The organism is Streptomyces sp. NBC_01214, from assembly GCF_026340975.1.
Lineage (GTDB): Bacteria > Actinomycetota > Actinomycetes > Streptomycetales > Streptomycetaceae > Streptomyces.
Map to the genome: position 1 here is coordinate 1,255,606 of NZ_JAPEOS010000001.1, position 22,403 is coordinate 1,278,008.

Consider the following 22,403-nt stretch of genomic DNA (forward strand, 5'->3'; position numbering starts at 1 on the left):
TGCCGATATCCGCGGCGAACATTTTCCGGTGATCCCTCCGGGCGATGCGGCACCTTCGGTGTCCCCCGTACGTTCTCAATCCGGGCACCCGTGCCCTCACGGGAACGGCGGACCTCCCGACGCGGCCACGTCCTCGCTTACGATGGCCGTTGCGGTGGGGCCCACCTGCCGTGCCCGTGTACGTACAGTGCCCAGGCCCGACCGGCAAGGAGACAAACCTCGGTGTCCGTCTTCAACAAGCTCATGCGTGCAGGCGAAGGCAAGATCCTGCGCAAACTGCACCGCATCGCGGACCAGGTCAACTCCATCGAAGAGGACTTCGTCAACCTCTCCGACGCCGAGTTGCGAGCGCTCACGGACGAGTACAAGCAGCGCTTCCAGGACGGCGAGAGCCTGGACGACCTGCTGCCCGAGGCCTTCGCGACCGTACGCGAGGCGGCCAAGCGCGTCCTCGGCCAGCGGCACTACGACGTCCAGATCATGGGTGGTGCGGCGCTGCACCTCGGCTACGTGGCCGAGATGAAGACCGGTGAGGGCAAGACCCTCGTCGGCACGCTGCCCGCGTACCTGAACGCGCTGTCCGGCAAGGGCGTCCACCTGATCACGGTGAACGACTACCTCGCCGAGCGTGACTCCGAGCTGATGGGCCGGGTGCACAAGTTCCTCGGCCTGGAGGTCGGCTGCATCCTGGCGAACATGTCGCCGGCGCAGCGCCGCGAGCAGTACGGCTACGACATCACCTACGGCACGAACAACGAGTTCGGCTTCGACTACCTGCGCGACAACATGGCGTGGTCCCAGGACGAGCTCGTCCAGCGCGGCCACAACTTCGCCGTGGTCGACGAGGTCGACTCGATCCTCGTCGACGAGGCCCGTACCCCGCTGATCATCTCCGGCCCCGCCGACCAGGCCACGAAGTGGTACGGCGACTTCGCGAAGCTGGTGACCCGCCTGACCAAGGGCGAGGCCGGCCAGCCGCTGAAGGGCATCGAGGAGACCGGCGACTACGAGGTCGACGAGAAGAAGCGCACCGTCGCCATCCACGAGTCCGGTGTCGCCAAGGTCGAGGACTGGCTCGGCATCGAGAACCTCTACGAGTCGGTGAACACCCCGCTCGTCGGTTACCTCAACAACGCGATCAAGGCCAAGGAACTCTTCAAGAACGACAAGGACTACGTCGTCATCGACGGCGAAGTCATGATCGTCGACGAGCACACCGGCCGCATCCTCGCCGGTCGCCGCTACAACGAGGGCATGCACCAGGCCATCGAGGCGAAGGAAGGGGTGGACATCAAGGACGAGAACCAGACCCTCGCCACGATCACCCTGCAGAACTTCTTCCGCCTCTACTCGAAGCTGTCCGGCATGACCGGTACGGCCATGACCGAGGCCGCCGAGTTCCACCAGATCTACAAGCTCGGTGTCGTCCCCATCCCGACCAACCGCGGCATGGTCCGCAAGGACCAGCCGGACCTGATCTACCGGACCGAGGTCGCGAAGTTCGCCGCCGTCGTCGACGACATCGCGGAGAAGCACGAGAAGGGCCAGCCGATCCTCGTCGGTACGACGTCGGTCGAGAAGTCCGAGTACCTCTCCCAGCAGCTCTCCAAGCGCGGCATCCCGCACGAGGTGCTCAACGCCAAGCAGCACGACCGCGAGGCGACGATCGTCGCCCAGGCCGGCCGCCGGGGCGCGGTCACGGTCGCCACGAACATGGCCGGCCGCGGTACCGACATCAAGCTCGGCGGCAACCCGGACGACCTCGCCGAGGCCGAGCTGCGCCAGCAGGGCCTGGACCCGGAGGAGCACATCGAGGAGTGGGCGCACGCCCTTCCCGCAGCGCTCACCCGGGCCGAGGCCGCGGTGAAGGCGGAGTTCGAGGAGGTCAAGGAGCTCGGCGGGCTGTACGTGCTGGGCACCGAGCGTCACGAGTCGCGCCGCATCGACAACCAGCTGCGCGGCCGTTCCGGCCGACAGGGCGACCCGGGCGAGTCCCGCTTCTACCTGTCGCTGGGCGACGACCTGATGCGCCTGTTCAAGGCGCAGATGGTCGAGCGCGTCATGGCGATGGCGAACGTGCCGGACGACGTGCCGATCGAGAACAAGATGGTGACGCGCGCGATCGCGTCGGCCCAGTCGCAGGTGGAGACCCAGAACTTCGAGACGCGCAAGAACGTCCTGAAGTACGACGAGGTCCTCAACAACCAGCGCGAGGTCATCTACGGCGAGCGCCGCCGCGTCCTGGAGGGCGAGGACCTCCAGGAGCAGGTGCGCCACATGATGGACGACACCATCGACGCGTACATCGCGGCCGAGACGGTCGAGGGCTTCGCCGAGGAGTGGGACCTGGAGCGCCTGTGGGGCGCCTTCCGGCAGCTCTACCCGGTGAAGGTCACCATCGACGAGCTCGAGGAGGCCGCGGGCGACCGCGCGGGCATCACCGCCGAGTTCATCGCGGAGTCCGTCAAGGACGACATCCACGAGCAGTACGAGACCCGCGAGAAGACGCTCGGCTCCGAGATCATGCGTGAGCTGGAGCGGCGTGTGGTCCTGTCGGTGCTCGACCGCAAGTGGCGCGAGCACCTGTACGAGATGGACTACCTGCAGGAGGGCATCGGCCTGCGGGCCATGGCCCAGAAGGACCCGCTGGTCGAGTACCAGCGCGAGGGCTTCGACATGTTCAACGCCATGCAGGAGGGCATCAAGGAGGAGTCCGTCGGCTACCTGTTCAACCTGGAGGTCCAGGTCGAGCAGCAGGTCGAGGAGGTTCCGGTGCAGGACGCGGCGCCGTCGCTGACGAAGGAGCCGGCGGGCGTGCGTCCGGAGATCCGGGCGAAGGGGCTGGACGCTCCGCAGCGGCCGGACCGGCTGCACTTCTCCGCCCCGACGGTGGACGGGGAGGGCGGTGTCATCGAGGGCGACTTCGAGAGCGACTCCCTCGGTGCCGAGGGTGACGGGATGACGCGGGCGGAGCGGCGCAAGGCGCAGAAGGCCGCGGGCGGGCGTCGCCGGAAGAAGTAACCCGCCGTCGGCGGGTTGAGCTGGAGCTGTCGGCCGGGGCCGGACACCTGGGGTGTCCGGCCCCGGCCGCGTCGTGTGTGGGTGCGGCGCCGTTGCCGGGGCTCCGCCCCAGACCCCGCGCCTCAAACGCCGGCGGGGCTGAAAGAGCGCCTCAAACGCCGGCGGGGCTGAAGTGGGGTGCGGCGGGGCTGGGGGCGTCACGGGCGGGGGCCCTGGATTTCTACTGCGGCGCAGCGCCAGCGGAGGTCCGGGCCCTGTTCGAGGCGGAAGGCCATGGCGGTGAGGCGGTCGCCCGTGGCGATGCGGGCGAAGGCCTCGATGACCCCCGGGCCCGGGGTGAAGCGGCCGCACTGGCGGACGACCGGGCGCAGGCGGTCGCGGAGGGGGTCCGCGGGGGCCAGGGCGATCAGCTGCTGGTAGGCGGGGCCGATGGTGTGGCCGAGGAGCGAGTGGACCGGGCGCAGGCCGCTGACCACCGCGAGGAGGTGTTCGGCGAACCAGTGGTGCGGGCCGAGCCGCAGGGTGCGCGGAGGGCCGGCCGGGCGCCGCTGGTCCCGGCGGCTGCCGTCGTTGCCGGTCATCGTGGCGCGCATCGTGGTGTCCATCGCGAGCTTCCCCCGAACAGCCGGGCCCGGAGAGGTACCGGGCGGTAACTTGATGGGGATCTTCTACGGCGGCCGAACACGCTCCGCAACCACGCCCGCGGCCGGCCCGGCCGCCGGCCCGCTTCACCTATCCGGGTGGGCGGCGGCCGGCCCCTCGCCCCGGGCGGCGCCCGTGCGCGTACCCGGGTGGACGGGCGCGGCTCCCGGTCGGGCGCCCCGAAGGGGGACGGGGTCCCTCACCCGCCCGGCCGTGTCCGAGTCGTATCCTGAGGGCGTTTCCGACTACCGAAAGCAGCCGGCCATGCGCGTGTACGTCCCCCTGACCCTCCCCGGTCTCGCCGAGGTGCACCGGGCGGGTGAGCTGGGCTCCGCCCCGCTGCTGGCGTACGCCGTCACCCCCGAACTCCGCGAGTGGTACGTGTCGGACGACATCGAGGAGCTGGAGTACGCGGCCTTGAACCGGGCCGCGCTCGCCTCCCTGCGGCTGGTTGCCGCGGACGCGGACGCCCCGCGCCGGCGCGTCGTGGTCGCCCTCGACGTCGACGACAAGGCCGCCACCGCCGCCCCCGGGGCCGACGAGGCCGCTCTCGGCCGGGTGACCCTGGCCGCCGCCGTACGGCTCGCCGTGGCCGCCGCCGTGCACGTGGACGCCGATGACGCCGACGAGGACGTGGCCGCCGCCGCAGGGGCCCTGGAGGCCGCCGACGGCGGGGACGCGGACGCGCAGCGCACCGTCGACGCCGCCGAGGACCACGACCTGCTGTGGTTCGGCGTGCAGGAGATTCCGGGGCTGCTGAAGTGATCGACACGACCGCCGCCGCTACCGTCACCACCCGCCCGAACCACATCGTCTGGGACTGGAACGGGACGCTCCTGCACGACATCGACGCGGTCATAGCCGCGACCAACGCCTCCTTCGCCGAGCTCGGCTTCGCGCCGATCAGCCTGGAGACCTACCGCGACATGTACGTCGTGCCGGTGCCGAAGTTCTACGAGCGCCTCATGGGACGGATGCCCACCGAGGCGGAGTGGCTCGTCATGGACGACACCTTCCACCGCCACTACTGGGCCGCCGCCGAGGATGCCGGGTTGGCCGAGGGGGCCCGGGAGCTGCTCCGGGACTGGCAGCTGGACGGACTCACCCAGTCCCTGCTGTCCCTCGCGCCCCACGACAAGCTCGTCCCCCTGGTCCGGGCCCACGGCATCGACCAGCACTTCCTGCGCGTCGACGGCCGGATCGGCCCCTCCCACACCTCCAAGGCGGGACATCTCGTACGCCACCTGGCCGCCCTGGACGGGACGGGTGTGACGGCGGACCGTACGGTCCTCATCGGAGACGCCGTGGACGACGCCCTCGCCGCCGCCCACGTGGGTGCCCTGGCGGTTCTCTACACGGGCGGCTCGCACAGCCGCAGCAGTCTGGAATCAGCCGGAGTGCCGGTCGTGGACAGCCTGGCCGAGGCCGTCCGGACAGCTCGCGAGCTGGCCGGATAAGGACGGGACGGGCCGCTGCACGGACGGCCGGTCACGTCGCTGGCCAGAGTGTCAAAGTTCTACCCCAAGATTTGTACAGATGCAGCGAATGACGTCCTGGGGGTAGGTCGGGATAGCCTTGTACCCGTGATCAGCGCGATAGTCATCGGGGGCACTGGAGCCTCCGGCCTGCGCCCGGCGCACGACCGTGCCCGGGCCTTCGCTGATCCCCGCCCCCGGGACCGTCGGCCGATCATGGCTCATTCCCTCCCGGTCGGCTCTCTCGACGGCATAGCGTCGATCCCGAACGGACACCCCGCCTCGCGGCGCTATGTCATTCCTTCCTTCACCTACGTCACGCAATGGCGCGCGACAGGAGCCAGAGGACATGCAGACCAAGCTGGACGAAGCAAAGGCCGAGCTGCTCGCACGGGCGGCCCGGGTAGCTGAGCACAGCCCGGCCGGGGGGCTACTTCCGACTGGGTCCGAGCGGGGAGAGCGTCCAGACCAGGACACCGTTCTCTCCTACCTCCAGCGCTACTACCTGCACACGGCGCCCGAGGACCTCGCGGACCGGGACCCGGTCGATGTGTTCGGAGCCGCGCTCTCGCACTACCGGCTCGCCGAGAACCGGCCGCAGGGCACCGCGAACGTGCGCGTGCACACGCCTACGGTGGAGGAGAACGGCTGGACCTCCAGCCACTCCGTCGTCGAGGTCGTCACCGACGACATGCCCTTCCTCGTGGACTCCGTGACGAACGAGCTGTCCCGCCAGGGCCGCGGCATCCACGTCGTGATCCACCCGCAGGTCGTCGTCCGCCGCGACATCACCGGCAAGCTGATCGAGATCCTCGGCCCCGACTGCGACGCCCACGGCCCCGCCACCGCGCGTCCCCACGACTCCCTCGTCGAGTCCTGGATCCACGTCGAGATGGACCGCGAGACCGACAAGGCCGATCTCAAGCAGATCACCGCCGATCTCCAGCGCGTCCTGTCCGACGTACGCGAGTCCGTCGAGGACTGGGAGAAGATGCGCGAGGCCGCGCTGCGGATCGCGGAGGGCCTCCCGGACGAGCCCACCGCCCCCGACCTGCGCGAGTACGAGCTCGAAGAGGCCCGTGAGCTGCTGCGCTGGCTCGCCGACGACCACTTCACCTTCCTCGGCTACCGCGAGTACAACCTCGTCGACGGCGACTCCCTGTCCGCCGTGCCCGGTACCGGCCTCGGCATCCTGCGCTCCGACCCGCACCACAGCGGCAAGGAGGACGGCCACCCGGTCTCGCCGTCCTTCAACCGGCTGCCCGCCGACGCGCGCGCCAAGGCCCGCGAGCACCGCCTGCTGGTGCTGACCAAGGCCAACAGCCGTTCCACCGTGCACCGCCCCTCGTACCTCGACTACGTGGGCGTCAAGAAGTTCGACGCCGACGGCAACGTCGTCGGCGAGCGCCGCTTCCTCGGCCTGTTCTCCTCCGCCGCGTACACCGAGTCCGTACGCCGCGTCCCGGTCATCCGCCGCAAGGTCGCCGAGGTCCTCGCCGGCGCCGGCTTCGCGCCGAGCAGCCACGACGGCCGCGACCTGACGCAGATCCTGGAGACGTACCCGCGCGACGAGCTGTTCCAGACCCCGGTCGACCAGCTCCAGGCCATCGTCACCTCCGTCCTGTACCTCCAGGAACGCCGCCGGCTGCGGCTGTACCTGCGCCAGGACGAGTACGGCCGCTACTACTCGGCGCTCGTCTACCTGCCCCGCGACCGGTTCACCACCGGTGTGCGGCTGCGCCTGATGGACATCCTGCGCGAGGAGCTCGGCGGCATCAGCGTCGACTTCACCGCCTGGAACACCGAGTCGATCCTCTCCCGCATCCACTTCGTCGTCCGCGTCCCGCAGGGCACCGAGCTGCCCGCGCTGACCGACTCCGACGTCGAGCGCATCGAGGGCCGTCTCGTCGAGGCCGCCCGCTCCTGGGCCGACGGCTTCCAGGAAGCGCTGATCGCCGAGTGCGGCGAGGAGCGCGCCGCCGAGCTGCTGCGCCGCTACGGCACCTCCTTCGCCGAGGGCTACAAGGCCGACCACTCGCCGCGCGCGGCCGTCGCCGACCTGATCCACCTGGAGCGGCTCGCCGCCAGCGACCGCCAGTTCGCGCTCTCGCTCTACGAGCCCGTCGGCGCGGGCCCCGGCGAGCGCCGCTTCAAGATCTTCCGTACCGGCGACCAGGTCTCGCTCTCCGCGGTCCTGCCGGTGCTCCAGCGCCTGGGCGTCGAGGTCACCGACGAGCGCCCGTACGAGCTGCGCCGCTCCGACCGGGTCAGCGCCTGGATCTACGACTTCGGTCTGCGGATGCCCGTCTCCGGCAACGGGGACAACTACCTCGGCGACGACGCCCGCGAGCGCTTCCAGGACGCCTTCGCCGCGGTCTGGCAGGGCGACGCGGAGAACGACAACTTCAACGCCCTGGTGCTGAGCGCCGGGCTCACCTGGCGCCAGGCCGTCGTCCTGCGCGCGTACGCCAAGTACCTGCGCCAGGCCGGCTCCACCTTCAGCCAGGACTACATGGAGGACACCCTCCGCAACAACGTCCACACCACCCGACTGCTGGTCTCGCTCTTCGAGGCCCGGATGGCGCCCGTGCGCCAGACCGCCGGCAGCGAGCTCGTGGACGCCATGCTGGAGGAGCTCGACGGGGCCCTGGACCAGGTCGCCTCGCTCGACGAGGACCGCATCCTGCGGGCCTTCCTCACCCTCATCAAGGCCACCCTGCGCACGAACTTCTTCCAGCTCAACGGCGTGGGCGAGCAGCACTCGTACGTGTCGATGAAGTTCGACCCGCAGGCCATCCCGGACCTGCCGGCCCCGCGTCCGGCCTTCGAGATCTGGGTGTACTCCCCGCGCGTCGAGGGCGTCCACCTGCGGTTCGGCAAGGTCGCCCGAGGCGGCCTGCGCTGGTCCGACCGCCGAGAGGACTTCCGTACGGAGATCCTCGGCCTGGTCAAGGCGCAGATGGTCAAGAACACCGTGATCGTGCCGGTCGGCGCCAAGGGCGGCTTCGTCGCCAAGAACCTCCCCGATCCGTCGGTGGACCGCGACGCCTGGCTCGCCGAGGGCATCGCCTCTTACAAGATCTTCATCTCGGCGCTGCTCGACATCACCGACAACATGGTCGCCGGCGAGGTCCTGCCCCCCAAGGGCGTGGTCCGCCACGACGAGGACGACACCTACCTCGTCGTCGCCGCCGACAAGGGCACCGCGACCTTCTCCGACATCGCCAACGGCGTGGCGGAGTCCTACGGCTTCTGGCTCGGCGACGCCTTCGCGTCGGGCGGCTCGGCCGGCTACGACCACAAGGGCATGGGCATCACCGCCCGCGGCGCGTGGGAGTCCGTCAAGCGGCACTTCCGCGAGCTGGGCCACGACACCCAGACCGAGGACTTCACCGTCGTCGGCGTCGGTGACATGTCCGGCGACGTGTTCGGCAACGGCATGCTGCTCTCCGAGCACATCCGCCTGGTCGCCGCCTTCGACCACCGGCACATCTTCATCGACCCGAACCCGGACGCGGCCACCTCCTACGCCGAGCGCCGGCGCCTGTTCGAGCTGCCGCGCTCCTCGTGGGCCGACTACGACACCTCGCTGATCTCGGCGGGCGGTGGCATCCACCCGCGTTCCGCGAAGGCCGTCCCGATCACCGCGCAGGTCCGTGAGGCCCTCGGCATCGAGGCGGGCGTCACCAAGATGACCCCGGCCGACCTGATGAAGGCGATCCTGCAGTCCCCCGTGGACCTCCTGTGGAACGGCGGCATCGGTACGTACGTCAAGGCCACTGCCGAGACGCACGCGGACGTCGGCGACAAGGCCAACGACGCGATCCGCGTCAACGGCTCCGACGTGCGGGCCAAGGTCATCGGCGAGGGCGGCAACCTGGGTCTGACCCAGCTCGGCCGGATCGAGTTCGCCCGCACCGGTGCGGGCGGCGAGGGCGGCAAGGTCAACACCGACGCCATCGACAACAGCGCGGGCGTGGACACCTCCGACCACGAGGTGAACATCAAGATCCTGCTCAACGCGGTCGTCACCGACGGCGACATGACGGTCAAGCAGCGCAACAAGCTGCTCGCCCAGATGACCGACGAGGTCGGCCACCTGGTGCTGCGCAACAACTACGCGCAGAACACCGCCCTCGCCAACGGCGCGGCGCAGGCCCCGAGCCTGCTCCACGCCCAGCAGCGCTACATGCGCCGGCTGGAGCGCGACGGGCTCCTCGACCGGGCGCTGGAGTTCCTGCCCACCGACCGGCAGATCCGCGAGCTGCTGAACGGCGGCAAGGGTCTGACCCAGCCCGAGCTGGCCGTGCTGTTCGCCTACACCAAGATCACGGTGGCGGATGAGCTCATCGCCACCGAGCTGCCGGACGACCCGTACCTGCGCCGTCTGCTCTTCGCGTACTTCCCGGCCGCCCTGGCCGAGAGGCTCACCGAGCAGATCGACACGCACGCGCTGCGCCGGGAGATCATCACCACCCTCCTGGTCAACGACACCGTCAACACGGGTGGTTCGACCTTCCTGCACCGTCTGCGCGAGGAGAGCGGGGCCTCCACGGAGGAGATCGTGCGCGCGCAGCTCGCGGCCCGCGAGATCTTCGGCCTGGCCGACGTGTGGGACGCGGTGGAGGCGCTCGACAACAAGGTCGCCGCCGACGTCCAGACCCGGGTGCGGCTGCACTCGCGGCGCCTGGTCGAGCGCGGTACCCGCTGGCTGCTGAACAACCGGCCGCAGCCGCTCCAGATCACCGAGACCATCGCCTTCTTCCAGGAGCGCGTGGGCCAGGTCTGGGCCGAGCTGCCGAAGCTGGTGCGCGGCGCCGACCTGGAGTGGTACCAGTCGATCCTGGACGAGCTGACGGGCGAGGGCGTCCCGGAGGAACTGGCCGCCAAGGTGGCCGGCTTCTCCTCCGCCTTCCCGGCGCTGGACATCGTCGCGATCGCGGACCGCACGGGCATGGATCCGCTGGAGGTCGCCGAGGTGTACTACGACCTCGCCGACCGCCTGGCCATCACCCAGCTGATGGACCGGATCATCGAGCTGCCGCGGTCCGACCGCTGGCAGTCGATGGCCCGCGCCTCCATCCGCGAGGACCTGTTCGCGGCGCACGCGGCGCTGACCGCGGACGTGCTGTCGGTGGGCAACGGCACCTCGACTCCCGAGGAGCGCTTCAAGGCGTGGGAGGAGAAGAACACGGCCATCATCGGGCGGGCGCGGACGACTCTGGACGAGATCCAGGGGTCGGACGACTTCGACCTGGCGAACCTGTCGGTGGCGATGCGGACGATGCGGTCGCTGTTGCGCGTGCACAGCTGATCGCGGGGTTGTACGGAACGGGCCGGGCCCGGGACCTTCGAGGTCCCGGGCCCGGCCCGTTGCGGGGGCGCTGCCCCCGGGCCCCCGCGCCTCAAACGCCGGCGGGGCTGAAAGTGCGCCTCAAGCGCCGGCGGGGCTGAAAGGAGGCGCGGGTCTGGGCGGAGCCCGGGAAGGTCAGCGGCCCGCTGTGAAGGCCTCGTAGGCGTCGCAGACTTCGGAGGAGGGGCCGTCCATGCGGAGCACACCGGCCTCCAGCCAGATCGCGCGGTCGCAGGTCTCGCGGACCGTGTTGATGCCGTGGCTGACGAGGAAGACGGTGCCGGCGTGCTCGCGGAGTTCCTCGATGCGGGCCTGGCTGCGCCGCTGGAAGGCCGCGTCGCCGGTGGCCAGGGCCTCGTCGATCATCAGGACGTCGTGGTCCTTGGCGGCGGCGATGGAGAACCGCAGCCGGGCGCCCATGCCGGAGGAGTACGTCCGCATGGGCAGGGAGATGAAGTCGCCCTTCTCGTTGATGCCCGAGAAGTCGACGATCCCCTGGTAGCGCTCGCGGATCTGCTGCTTGGACATGCCCATCGCGAGACCGCCGAGGACGACGTTGCGCTCGCCGGTCAGGTCGTTCATCAGGGCGGCGTTCACACCGAGCAGGGACGGCTGGCCGTGCGAATAGATCCGGCCGCGGGCCACCGGCTGGAGGCCGGCGATGGCGGCCAGCAGGGTGGACTTGCCCGAGCCGTTGGAGCCGATGAGGCCGATGGCCTCGCCCTTGTACGCAGTGAAGGTGACGCCCTTGACGGCGTGCACCTCCTTGATGCCGGGGGGCGCCTTGCGGGAGAAGACCCGGCTGAGCGCCGCGGTGGCTCCGCCCTTGCGGGCGCCGGCGCCGTGCACCTTGTAGATGACGTGGACCCCGTCGGCGATGACGGTCGGTACCCGGGTGTCGGTCTGCGTCGCGGTGTCAGCCACGTCCGTACTCCTCTTCTGCCTTCCAGAACCAGATGAAGCCGCCGACGCCGGCGACCAGGGCCCAGCCGATGGCGAGCAGCCAGGCGTGGGGCGGGAGCGAGTGCGCCTGGAAGCTGTCGATCAGTGCGAAGCGCATCAGGTCGATGTAGACGGCGGCGGGGTTGAGCTTGAGCAGCACCAGCGCCCAGTGGTGCGGCAGGTGGCCCGACTTGATCATCTGGTCGATGGACCACATGACGCCCGAGGAGTACATCCAGGTGCGCAGGATGAAGGGCATCAGCTGGCTGACGTCCGGGCTCTTGCTGCCGATGCGCGCCATGACCATCGCGCAGCCGGCGGCGAAGACGGCCATCAACAGTAGGGCCGGGACGGCCAGGAACCAGGACCAGGCGGGCCGCTGGCCGAAGGCCAGCAGCAGGATGACCAGGGCGCCCATGGTGACGAGCAGCTGCTGGAAGAGCTGGACGACGGTGGAGATGGGCAGGCTGGCGCGGGGGAAGTGCAGGGCGCGGACCAGGCCTCGGTTGCTGTGGACGGCGCGGGTGCCGGCGTTGATGGAGCTGCCGATGAAGTCCCAGACGAAGATGCCGGTGATCAGGAAGGGGACGTAGTCCGGCACGCCGTGGCTGGCCTGCATCACGATGCCGAAGATGAAGTAGTAGACGGCCGCGTTGAGGAGCGGGGTCACCAGGTGCCAGAGCTGGCCGAGCTTGGCGGTGCTGTACGTGGCCTGCATGCGGGCGGTCGCGTACGCGGTCACGAAGTGGCGGCGGTCCCAGAGTTCCGCGATGTAGCGGGGGAGCGTGGGGCGGGCGCCGCTGAGGGTGAGGCCGTGGGCGGCGGCGAGGCGCGCGAGTTCCGCGGAGGGCGCGGGCTCGGTCGTGGAGGCGGTCGCGGTGGTCACAGGGTTCGCTTTCGACGGGGTCAGTACGTCACTGCCGAGGTCGGGACGGGTCCGTATCGTCGCTACGGCGAGGTTAGGGCGTGCTGCGTCGGAACGCAACCGTATCGTCGTGACGGTGGCGCGGTTATGCTCTCTGCATGACCCCGGACCCCGCCGCCGCTTCCGCCCCCGCCCCCGCCCGTAGAGCTCCCGCCGGGGCCGCCGTCCTGCGCGCGGACGTGACCGAGGCGATCCGCGACGCGGTGGTGGAGGAGCTGGCCGCGGTCGGCTTCTCGAAGATGTCCATCGAGGGCATCGCCCGGCGGGCGGGGGTCGGCAAGACCGCGGTCTACCGGCGGTGGAAGTCGAAGCTGCACCTGGTGCTGGACCTGGTGGGGGCCTTCGCGGTGGACGGCCTGCCGGTGCCCGCGACCGGCTCGCTGTACGGGGACGTACGGGCCCTGCTGGAGGTCATGTCACACGTGCTGCGGCACCCGGTGGCCTCCGCGGTGATCCCCGACCTGCTCGTGGAGGCGGCGCGGAACCCGGAGATCGCGGACGCGGTGCGCGGCGCGCTCCTCGACGGACAGCGGCGGATGGCGGAGGGGATCGTCTCGGACGCGGTCGCCCGCGGCGAGCTCCCGGCGGGCATCGACCCGGCCCACGCCCTCGACCTGCTGATCGGCCCGCTCTACTGGCGCCAGGTGGTGGTCCGGGACGCGGTGACGGGCGGCCACCTCGACGTCCTGGCCCACCAAGTGGTGGCGGGCCTGAAGGCGAGCTCCGGGGCCGGCGCATAGCGGCGGCTACGGCCGGACGGTAGCCAGGGCCGGCGCCGGCGCGGCAACCGCGCGAGCCGCGGGAGTGGGGCGACGGTCCGCCAGGGGGACGACCGCCGGGACCGGGGCCGTCTGCCCGAGGAAGACCCGGCGCACCTGGACCTTGTACGCGGGCACGATGACGCTGAACCGGGGCACGGCACATCCAGGGGTCGGCTCGGGCATATGGCCCGGGAACCCCTGGTGTGGCGATCGGGATACGCGGTGTGTGGCACATTCGGGTTGCGCAGCGTCAACGGAGTGCGTCGGGCGCCGTGCGGGGGAGGGGTTACTTGATCGCCCCGGCCGTCACCCCCGAGACGAACTGCCGCTGGAAGGCGAAGAAGACGACGAGCGGGACCGCCATCGACAGGAACGCGCCGGGCGCGAGGACGTCGATGTTGTTCCCGAACTGCCGTACCTGCTGCTGGAGCGCGACCGTGACCGGCGGGTTGGCCGAGTCCGCGAACACCAGCGCCACCAGCATGTCGTTCCACACCCACAGGAACTGGAAGATGCCGAGCGAGGCGATCGCAGGACCGCCGAGCGGCAGCACCACCCGTGCGAACAGGCGCAGTTCACCCGCCCCGTCGAGACGGGCCGCCTCCAGCAGCTCGCGCGGGATCTCCGCGAAGAAGTTGCGCAGCAGGAACACGGCGAAGGGCAGTCCGAAGGCGGTGTGGAAGAGGACCACGCCCGCCGTGGTCTCGAACAGCCCGATGGAGCCGAAGAGTTCGGAGACCGGGATCAGCGCCACCTGTACGGGGACCACGAGCAGTCCGACGACGAGGAGGAAGAGCCAGTCCCGGCCGGGGAACTCCAGCCAGGCGAAGGCGTATCCGGCGAGCGAGCCCAGGACCAGGACCAGCAGGGTGGCCGGCACGGCGATCGCGAACGTGTTCAGGAGCGAGCCGGTGATGGTGTCGTTCGCCAGCAGCCGCTCGTAGTTGTCGGCCGTCAGCCGCGAGGGCGCGGTGAACACCTGCCACCAGCCGCCGCCGTTGAGGTCGGTGGGGGAGACGAGCGAGGAGAGCAGCAGCCCGAGCGTGGGCAGCAGCCAGAAGAGCGCGGCCACGACCAGGAAGACGCGCAGCGCGCCCGCGCTGAGCTTGGCGGAGACGAGGGCGGCGTACGAGGGCTTGGCGGGGGCGAGCGCGGAGCGCGCGGGCCTGGCGTCCGCGGGTCCGGCGGCCGCCGGGTCCACCGCCGTCGGGTCCACCGCCGCCGGGTCCGGCGTCGCGTCGGAACGGCTCATCGGGACCCCTCCTTGCGCAGCCGACGGATGTTCACGAGCATCACCGGGATCACCAGCACCAGCAGCAGCACGGCGATGGCGCTGCCCAGCCCCGGATCGGCGTCCGTGCCGAACGAGGTCCGGTACAGCTGGAGCGCGAGCACGTTCGCGTCGTCCTGGACCGCACCCGGGGCGATCACGAAGACCAGGTCGAAGATCTTCATGACGTTGATGACGAGGGTGACGAGCACGACCACCAGGACGGGCGCCAGCAGCGGGACGGTGATCCGCCGGAACACCTGCCACTCGTTCGCCCCGTCCACGCGCGCCGCCTCCAGCAGCTCACGCGGTACGGCGGCCAGTCCGGCTCCGATCAGCACCATTGCGAAACCGGCCCACATCCATACGTACGCCCCGATGACCGCCGGGGTGACGAGCGCCGGGCCGAGCCACTGCACCCCCGCGTACGCCTCCCGGAAGTTGGCCGCGGGCAGCCGCAGCAGGGCCCCGTCGGCCTTCGCGGACAGGGTGAAGGTGCCGTCGGCGCCGGCCGTCGCCCCATCGACCACCCGGCCGTCCTTGACCGCCTCGATCCGCATCCCGGCGTAGCCCTGCTCGGTCGGGTCGACCGCGTTCGTCGCCCCGCCGCCGCCCCGGGTGAAGTCCTGCCAGACGGTGCCGGTGACCTTTCCCGGCACGGCGTCGGACCGGCCGGCGGTACGGGTCCCCTCCGGCAGCGCCTCCGGGGCCACGCCGACCAGCGGGAGCAGCACCGGGGTGCCCGCGCGGACGGGGTCGCGGGTGATGAAGGCGCCCCCGCCGGCGTCCACGAGCGGGGAGTCCCGGCCCGGGCGGGCCTTGGGGAAGGCCGAGGACTCCGCGAAGGTGTCGTGGACCCCGACCCAGACCGCGTTGGCGACCCCGCGGTCGGGATCGTGGTCGTAGACGAGCCGGAAGATGATGCCCGCGGCCAGCATCGAGATCGCCATCGGCATGAACACCAGCAGCTTGAACGCCGTTCCCCAGCGGACCCGTTCGGTGAGGACCGCGAAGATCAGGCCGAGGGCGGTGGCCGTGGCCGGGGCGAACACCACCCAGAGCGCCGTGTTCTTCAGGGCGGTGCGGATCGTGTCGTCGCTCAGGATCTCGCGGTAGTTGTCGCCGCCGACGAAGGTGTCGCCGGAACGGTCGAAGAGGCTGCGGTAGAGGGAGTAGCCGATCGGGTGCACGACGAGCGCACCGAGCAGCACGAGAGCCGGGAGGAGGAACGCCGCCGCGATCAGCCGGCGGCGCCGTGCCTCCGCGGAGACGACGCCCTTGGACGCGACGCCGTTGGACGCGACGCCCTTGGCGGCAGGGGCCGGCACGGGATCAGTTCCCGTAGGCCTTGGCCGCGTCCGCCTCCAGTTTCGCCTGGGTGCCCGCCACGTCCGACGGGTTCGCCAGGAAGTCCTGGAGCGCCTTCCACTCACCGGCGCCCGGGGTCCCGCCGAAGGCCGCCGGGGCCTGGTCCGACATGTCGAAGCGGAAGTCGTCGCCCGAGGCGATCAGCGCCTTGGCGATGTCCCGCTGGATGGCGTTCGGATAGGCGCCCGGGTCCACCGCCTTGTTCGGGGAGACGAAGCCGCCCTGCCGGGCGTGGATCTCCGCCGCGTCCGGCGACGCCAGGAAGGTCAGCAGCGCCTGCGCCCCCTTCGACGGCTTCAGGGCGACCGCCACGTCGCCTCCCGAGACCACCGGAGCCTTCTCGCCGACCACCGGGAAGGGGAAGACGAGGGCGTCCTCGCCCACCTTGGCCTCCGTCTGCGCGATGTTCACCGCCACGAAGTCGCCCTCGAAGACCATCGCCGCCGCCGGTCGGTCGCCACCGGTGAAGGTCTGCGTCACCGACTTCGGGAACTCGGTGGACAGCGCCCCGCTCGGCCCGCCCGCCAGGAAGTCCTTGCGGCCGAACAGCTCGCCGAGCGTGGTCAGCGCCTGCTTGACGCTGTCGTCCGTCCACTTGATCTGGTGCTTGGCCAGCTGGTCGTACTTCTCCGGCCCGGCCTGGGAGAGGTAGATGTTCTCGAACCAGTCGGTGAGGGTCCAGCCGTCCGCACCCGCCACCGAGACGGCCGGGGTACCGGACGCGGACAGCGTGTCGGCCGCGGCGATCAGTTCCTTCCAGGTCTTCGGGGGCTTGACCCCCGCCGCCTCGAAGGCCTTCGCGTTGTACCAGATCAGCGACTTGTTGGCGGCCTTGTAGTACACGCCGTACTGGGTGCCGCCGACGGCGCCGAGCGTCCGCCAGCCCTTCGAGTAGTTCGCGTCCAGCTGGGCGGCGGCCTCCGGGCCCAACGGCTGCGCCCACTTGTTCTCCACCGCCGCCTTCAACACCCCGACCTGCGGGAGCAGCGCCACGTCCGGCGGCGCACCACCCGCGATCTTCGCGCCGAGGAAGGTGACGATCGGGTCCTGGGCCGGGACGAAGGTGACGGAGGCACCCGTCCGCTTCTCGAACTCCTTCAGGACCTTGGTGAAGTTCTCCTGCTCCGGGCCCGTCCAGACCGCGGCGACCTCCAGCTTCTCGCCGGGCAGCTTCGGTAACTGCACCCGGGGTACGGCCGTGCTGCCTTCGGGACCCTGCGGTTCCTCCGTCCCGCCGCCCCCGCACGCGGAGAGCGCGAGGGCGGCCGCCGCGGCGAACGCCGTCCAGGTGAGTGTCGTGCGGCTCGTTCCGTGCCTGCGCATGGTTCGCCCCCGATGCCCGTGATGTGTCCTGGACCACAAGGTCTACGCCGAGCCGTGCGCCCCCGCAATACCGCCTCGCGGGGCGCGGCCGCGTGTCAGGGCGCGGGCGGGAACAGCACGGGTATCGCCGAGACCAGGTGCGAGGCCCGGTCCAGGGCGCTGGCCAGCAGTGCGAGGTCGGTGGGCCCGTTGCCCAGCTCGCGCACCGGGCGGCGGGCCGGCGGATCGCCCATCCGCTCCCACTCCACCGGGACCACGGTCGGCCGCTGGGTCGCCGTCCGGGGGATCCGGCCGGTGACCCGGCCCGCCTGGAACGGGACCGTCCGGCCGTCGCCGAAACGGAGCAGGCCGCGCCCCGGGCCCGGCTGGTCGGGGGCGTCGAGCTCCACGCGCAGGGTGGCCAGCCGGGCCGGCCCGGCTTCCGCCGTACGGTCCGGGAGGGCGCTGGCGGCCACCAGGTGCACGCCGAGCCGGGCGCCCTCGCGGGCCACCGCCTCCAGGGCCCGGACCACTGAGCCCGCGGCGGGGCGGCCCGTACTGCCCAGCCCCGGCGCGACCAGCGCGTCGAGGTCGTCCACGAGCACCACCAGGCGGGGCAGCGGGCTGGGCCCGGGCGGATCGGTACGGAGGGTCGAGGCCCGCAGCCGCAGCGTGCCGGTGCGCTGGGGGTCGAGATCGCCGCGCTGCTCGCCCGGGGCGGGTCGGCGCGGCGCGACCATGCGGTCGGACACCTCGCGCTGCGCGTGCCACTCGGCGAAGGACAGGTCCTCCAGCAGTTCGGAGCGGCGCTTGAGCTCCGCGCCCAGCGCCTGCGCGAACTCCCGCATGCGCAGCGGATCGGAGGCGACCAGGTGGGCGCAGACGTGCGGGAGCTCGGTGCAGGGCAGCAGCCCGTCGCCGCGCTCGCCGCCGGCCCCGTCGAGGAGGAGCAGCCCGAGCCGGTCGGGCCGGGCGGCCGCGGACAGCGACGCGGCCACCGAGCGCAGCAGCTCGGTCCGCCCGCTGCCGGCCGGCCCCTCGATGAGCAGGTGCGGGCCGTCGTGGACGAGTTCGGTGCCGACGGGCCCGCGGCGGCCGCTGCCCAGCACGATCTCGGCGAGGCCGCCCATGCCCTGCCCCTGGTCGGTGGCGGCGGCCCACCGCGCCATCAGGGAGGCCGGGGTGGCCCGGGCCAGCCCCAGCTCGTCCAGCAGCCGCGCGGTGGCGGGCAGGGCGGCCGCGGCCGACCGGTAGGGCTCGGCGGAGCCGCCCCCCTCGGCGGTGCGCAGCGGGGCCAGGGCCCGGGCGAAGCGCTCGGCCCAGGCGGCGGAGACGGAGTCGGCGGTGGCGGTGCCCCCCGACGGGACCGGCCTGCCACCGCTGATCGTGAAGGTGCGCACGGCCGTGGCCACATCGCCGCTGAGCAGGGCGACCGCGCCGCAGTCCCGGAAGGCGGGAGAGCTCGCGCAGGCGGCCTCGTACGTCTCTTCGACCGGCGAGGCGGGGGTGGCGGCCGGGGCCTCGGCGAGCACGAGCACGTGGATCCCGGCGGCCGGGCCGTGCGAGGCGAGCCGGCCGGTGACGTCGCGCAGCGGGCCGGCTCCGGGATCGCCGTCGAGGACGACGAGCGTGTGCGGGCCCTCGTAGACGGCGGCGGCCCGCCGCACCTGTCCGGCGTCGGCGGCGGACCAGTGCACGCCGAGCGGACCCTCGTCGAGGCGCCGGGTCAGCTCACCCGTGCGGGCGACGGCCTGGTCGCGGTCGTACGCGAGCAGGAGCCGGCAGTCCTGGCCGTGCACGGGCCGTACGTGGGGCAGCCAGCCGAGCCAGCCCCAGTCGCGCCGCCGGTCGGCCAGGCCGCGCGCCCGGTCGGCGGAGACGAGCACGATCTCCAGCTGCCCCGGCGCGTGGAGCGCCGCCAGCTGCGCGACGACCCAGCGGGCGGCCCCGGCCAGCCGGGCCCGCGGGCCGGCCAGCCCGAGGGCGCCGACGGCGGGCAGGGACACCCGGCTCCCGGCGCCGAGCCCCACGTCCAGGACGGCGGGATGCCCGGGCGTACGGGACCACAGGCGCTCGGTGGGGCCCATCGCGGCCAGCAGCACCGCGGCCGGATCGTCGGGGTGGGGTGCGGCGGCCACCGGTTCCTGCGGGGCCTCGGCGGGCTCCTCGCCGCGCACCCACTTGCGGGCCCAGGCGCCGAGGCCCTTGCGCCGCCCGGGGCCGGCGCCGGAGCTCGGGCTCGGTGGTGGTGCTGCGCTCTGCGACCCGGTTTCGCGGGGAACACCGGGGGTGCTCGGGACGCCCGGGGCGTCGGGGACCTCGGCCGCGTCGGGATCGGGCCCGGGCGCGGCCGGATCCGCTCCGGGGAGCGGGCCGGGCAGCGGGAGGGCGGCGACGGGCCGGGCGGCGACCGACAGGTGGCCCTGGAGGTCCGGGGTCACCGACAGCGCGGGAGCGCCCGCGGGGGCCAGCCGCAAGGTGGACTCGCCGACCCGCAGCAGCGCTCCCGGGGGCAGGGCGACGGGCTGCGCCCCCACCGGGGCGCCGTCCAGCGTGGTGCCGTTCGTCGAGTTCAGGTCGGCCACCGCGACCCGCCCGTCGGGGACGACCGTGACCGCGCAGTGCATCCGGGAGACGTCGGGGTCGTCGAGTGGGACGTCGGCGTCGGCGGAGCGGCCCACCCGGATCTGCCCGCTGTGCAGCAGGTGCACCCCGCCCGCGTCGGGTCCGGCGACGACGTGCAGCTGGGCCGCGCCGAGGCCGTCCTCCGGCAGGACGTCCGGTACGGGCCCGTGCAGCGCCAGTACCGCGCCGTCCACGAGCGGCGGCTCGCCGAGCACCCGCCGCTGGAGGTCGAGGCGCTCGGAGCCGGCGTAGAGCACGACCGTGCCCCCGGTGTCGGGCCCGCCGACGGTCGCCGCGAGCCCGGAGGCGACCGCGGCCAGCGCGGTGCCGACGGGGGCGGTGACGAGTACGTCACAGCTCGCGGGGGCGGTCGCGGTCTGGTGGCCGCTGCGCGACCCAAGGACGGTCAGCCGGATCTGCATCGCCGTCAGCGGTCCCTTCTGCGCGGTGCGCGGTGTGTGCGCCCGGCAGGGGAATCCCGTGACATGACCGCCCGGTCGCCCCCCACCCGGCACGGACGCGTCGTCCGGTCAGGTCTGCCCGGACGGCGGGGCTCCCGTCCCGTGCCGTCCGTACATGTGCATCCTCGCACCTGTCACGGACAACACGCCCGGCACCCGGCAATAAATGATCTTGATGTTTCGGGACCCGGGCCGGACCCCGATCGGATCCGGACAGCAAGGCGGCAGAAGACGGGGAAAATCGCCTCCGGCATACCCCGCAAACATCACCCTCCGTACATATGTGCGGCAACCAACCTCCGGGGACCGGCGTCTTCCAGGGGGACACCCCCTAGAGTGGGCCGAAAACAAATCAGCGGATCGACCACATCCGACGACAGCAGGGGAGCGCGAGACGTGCGGCCAGTCGGCAGCAAGTACCTGCTCGAGGAGCCGCTCGGGCGCGGCGCCACGGGCACTGTCTGGCGTGCCCGCCAGAGGGAGGCCGCCGGCGCGGAGGCGGCCGTCGCGGGACAGCCGGGCGAGACCGTGGCCATCAAGGTCCTCAAGGAGGAGCTGGCCCAGGATCCCGACATCGTCATGCGCTTCCTGCGGGAGCGCTCGGTCCTGCTGCGCCTGACCCACCCCAACATCGTGCGCACCCGCGACCTCGTCGTCGAGGGCGACCTGCTGGCTCTGGTCATGGACCTGATCGACGGTCCGGACCTGCACAAGTACCTCCGCGAGAACGGCCCGTTCACGCCCGTCGCCGCGAGCCTGCTGACCGCCCAGATCGCCGACGCCCTCGCCGCCAGCCACGCCGACGGAGTGGTCCACCGCGACCTGAAGCCGGCCAACGTGCTGCTCGACGAGCGCGGCGGGCAGATGAAGCCGATGCTCACCGACTTCGGCATCGCCCGCCTCGCCGATTCCCCGGGCCTGACCCGCACCCACGAGTTCGTCGGCACCCCGGCCTACGTCGCGCCCGAGTCCGCCGAGGGCCGCCCGCAGACCTCCGCCGTCGACATCTACGGCGCCGGCATCCTGCTGTACGAGCTGCTCACCGGCCGCCCGCCGTTCGCCGGTGGCACCGCGCTCGAAGTGCTCCACCGCCACCTCAGCGAGGACCCGCAGCGGCCCCAGACCGTGCCCGAGCCGCTGTGGACGGTCATCGAGCGCTGCCTGCGCAAGGAGCCGAACGAGCGCCCCAGCGCCGAGAGCCTGGCCCGCGCACTGCGCGTGGTGGCCTCCGGCATCGGCGTGCACTCCTCGGCCGCCGAGGTGGAGGCCGCGCTCGGCGTGGGCGCGCTGCTCGCGCCCGACCCCTCGCCGGCCCCGGTCCCCGAGACCCCCGACGCGGGCGCGTACGACCCGAACGCCATGACGAGCGTCATGCCGCCGGTCGGCGCGGCCGACGCCACCTCGGTGCTGCCCACGGGGTCCCCCCGACCCGGCGGGCCGGGGGGAGCGGCCGGCCCCGGGGCCGACCCGACCTCGGTGATGCCCCCGGTGCAGCGGCCCGACTCGCCGCACCCGTGGCAGTCGCAGATGCAGGCCGCCCGCGACCGCAACGAGCAGACCCAGATCCAGTACCTCGACCCGAACGAGGACCCGCTGCGCCGCCGCCCGCAGCGGCAGGCGCCCCCGCCGCCGCAGCACCGGCCCCAGCAGCCGCAGCAGGCACAGCAGCCGCCCCAGTACCGGCAGGGCCCGCCGCCCCCGCAGCAGCAGTACCAGCAGCCCCAGCAGCCGCAGTACCGCCCGCCGCAGCAGCCGCCCCAGCAGCAGTACGCGCCCCCGCCGCCGCAGCACTACCAGCCGCAGCAGCACCAGCCCCAGCCGTACCAGCAGCAGCCTCAGCCGCAGCAGCCCCAGTACCGCCAGCCCCCGCAGCAGCAGCAGCCCCCGCAGCCCCCGCCGCAGCAGCGGCCGGCACCCCGGGAGCCGCGCGAGCCGCGCCGCCGCAGCGCCAACCCGGTGCGGATCCCCGGCCTCGGCTGCCTCAAGGGCTGCCTGGTGCTGATCCTGGTGTTCTTCGTCGCCGGCTGGCTCATCTGGGAACTGACCCCGCTTCAGGAGTGGATCGGTACCGGCCGGGGCTGGTGGGACCAGGTCTGGACCTGGGGTGGCGACGCCGTGGACTGGGTCAGCACGATCGGGGACTCCGCGGGCTCCTCGGGCTCGACGGGCTCCACCAAGCCCTGAAACGAGCCCTCGTAGCTCCGACTTCGTGGATTTGTCGACTTCTGGAACATGATTTCGCTCGCAGAAGTGAAGGT

At 72.1% G+C, this 22,403-nt stretch carries 14 protein-coding genes; 6 read left to right on the forward strand and 8 right to left on the reverse strand.

Annotated elements, in window-relative coordinates; all coding sequences use genetic code 11:
• Positions 1–222: 222 nt before the first annotated feature.
• Complete coding sequence (gene secA, locus OG594_RS05985; RefSeq protein WP_266595888.1) at positions 223–3,021, forward strand: preprotein translocase subunit SecA; 2,799 nt, start codon at positions 223–225, stop codon at positions 3,019–3,021.
• Between the two features lie 197 nt (positions 3,022–3,218).
• On the opposite strand, the gene OG594_RS05990 is transcribed toward secA, so the two are convergent.
• The gene (locus OG594_RS05990; protein ID WP_266595890.1) at positions 3,219–3,626 is read right to left on the reverse strand and encodes an Rv3235 family protein; all 408 of its coding nucleotides are present in this window, start codon (positions 3,624–3,626) and stop codon (positions 3,219–3,221) included.
• 301 nt (positions 3,627–3,927) lie between these two features.
• Here OG594_RS05990 and OG594_RS05995 point away from each other — a divergent pair, with 301 nt between their 5' ends.
• The 3 genes from OG594_RS05995 (at position 3,928) to OG594_RS06005 (ending at position 10,452) form a co-directional block, all read left to right on the forward strand.
• The gene (locus tag OG594_RS05995) at positions 3,928–4,428 is read left to right on the forward strand and encodes a hypothetical protein (protein ID WP_266595892.1); all 501 of its coding nucleotides are present in this window, start codon (positions 3,928–3,930) and stop codon (positions 4,426–4,428) included.
• A complete protein-coding gene (locus OG594_RS06000) occupies positions 4,425–5,120 on the forward strand; it encodes an HAD family hydrolase (RefSeq protein WP_266595894.1) in 696 nt (231 codons plus the stop codon). The genes OG594_RS05995 and OG594_RS06000 overlap by 4 nt, the downstream gene beginning before the upstream one ends.
• Positions 5,121–5,487: 367 nt before the next feature.
• Positions 5,488–10,452, forward strand: coding sequence for an NAD-glutamate dehydrogenase (locus tag OG594_RS06005; protein ID WP_266595896.1), 4,965 nt, complete (start codon positions 5,488–5,490; stop codon positions 10,450–10,452).
• 174 nt (positions 10,453–10,626) lie between these two features.
• Here the strand turns inward: OG594_RS06005 and OG594_RS06010 are convergent, their stop codons facing one another.
• Positions 10,627–11,415: an ABC transporter ATP-binding protein gene (locus tag OG594_RS06010; RefSeq protein WP_266595898.1), complete on the reverse strand. Its 789-nt coding sequence runs from the start codon at positions 11,413–11,415 to the stop codon at positions 10,627–10,629.
• Positions 11,408–12,319 carry an ABC transporter permease gene (locus OG594_RS06015; protein WP_266595900.1) on the reverse strand — a complete coding sequence of 304 codons (912 nt, stop codon included), beginning with the start codon at positions 12,317–12,319 and terminating at the stop codon, positions 11,408–11,410. The genes OG594_RS06010 and OG594_RS06015 overlap by 8 nt, the downstream gene beginning before the upstream one ends.
• A 137-nt stretch (positions 12,320–12,456) precedes the next feature.
• On the opposite strand from OG594_RS06015, the gene OG594_RS06020 reads away from it, so the two are divergent.
• A complete protein-coding gene (locus tag OG594_RS06020) occupies positions 12,457–13,098 on the forward strand; it encodes a TetR/AcrR family transcriptional regulator (RefSeq protein WP_266595902.1) in 642 nt (213 codons plus the stop codon).
• Between the two features lie 6 nt (positions 13,099–13,104).
• On the opposite strand, the gene OG594_RS06025 is transcribed toward OG594_RS06020, so the two are convergent.
• From OG594_RS06025 to OG594_RS06045, 5 genes are all read right to left on the reverse strand, one after another.
• Entirely contained in the window at positions 13,105–13,275 is a 171-nt protein-coding gene (locus OG594_RS06025) for a hypothetical protein (RefSeq protein ID WP_266595904.1), read from the reverse strand.
• A 130-nt stretch (positions 13,276–13,405) separates the two neighbouring features.
• Positions 13,406–14,371 carry a carbohydrate ABC transporter permease gene (locus tag OG594_RS06030; protein ID WP_266595906.1) on the reverse strand — a complete coding sequence of 322 codons (966 nt, stop codon included), beginning with the start codon at positions 14,369–14,371 and terminating at the stop codon, positions 13,406–13,408.
• Positions 14,368–15,633: a carbohydrate ABC transporter permease gene (locus OG594_RS06035; RefSeq protein WP_266602658.1), complete on the reverse strand. Its 1,266-nt coding sequence runs from the start codon at positions 15,631–15,633 to the stop codon at positions 14,368–14,370. The genes OG594_RS06030 and OG594_RS06035 overlap by 4 nt, the downstream gene beginning before the upstream one ends.
• Positions 15,634–15,721: 88 nt before the next feature.
• Positions 15,722–17,080 carry an ABC transporter substrate-binding protein gene (locus OG594_RS06040; protein ID WP_266595908.1) on the reverse strand — a complete coding sequence of 453 codons (1,359 nt, stop codon included), beginning with the start codon at positions 17,078–17,080 and terminating at the stop codon, positions 15,722–15,724.
• A 95-nt stretch (positions 17,081–17,175) separates the two neighbouring features.
• The gene (locus tag OG594_RS06045; RefSeq protein WP_266595910.1) at positions 17,176–20,106 is read right to left on the reverse strand and encodes an FHA domain-containing protein; all 2,931 of its coding nucleotides are present in this window, start codon (positions 20,104–20,106) and stop codon (positions 17,176–17,178) included.
• A 435-nt stretch (positions 20,107–20,541) separates the two neighbouring features.
• Here OG594_RS06045 and OG594_RS06050 point away from each other — a divergent pair, with 435 nt between their 5' ends.
• The gene (locus OG594_RS06050) at positions 20,542–22,329 is read left to right on the forward strand and encodes a serine/threonine-protein kinase (RefSeq protein ID WP_266595916.1); all 1,788 of its coding nucleotides are present in this window, start codon (positions 20,542–20,544) and stop codon (positions 22,327–22,329) included.
• The last annotated feature ends 74 nt before the right edge of the window (positions 22,330–22,403 follow it).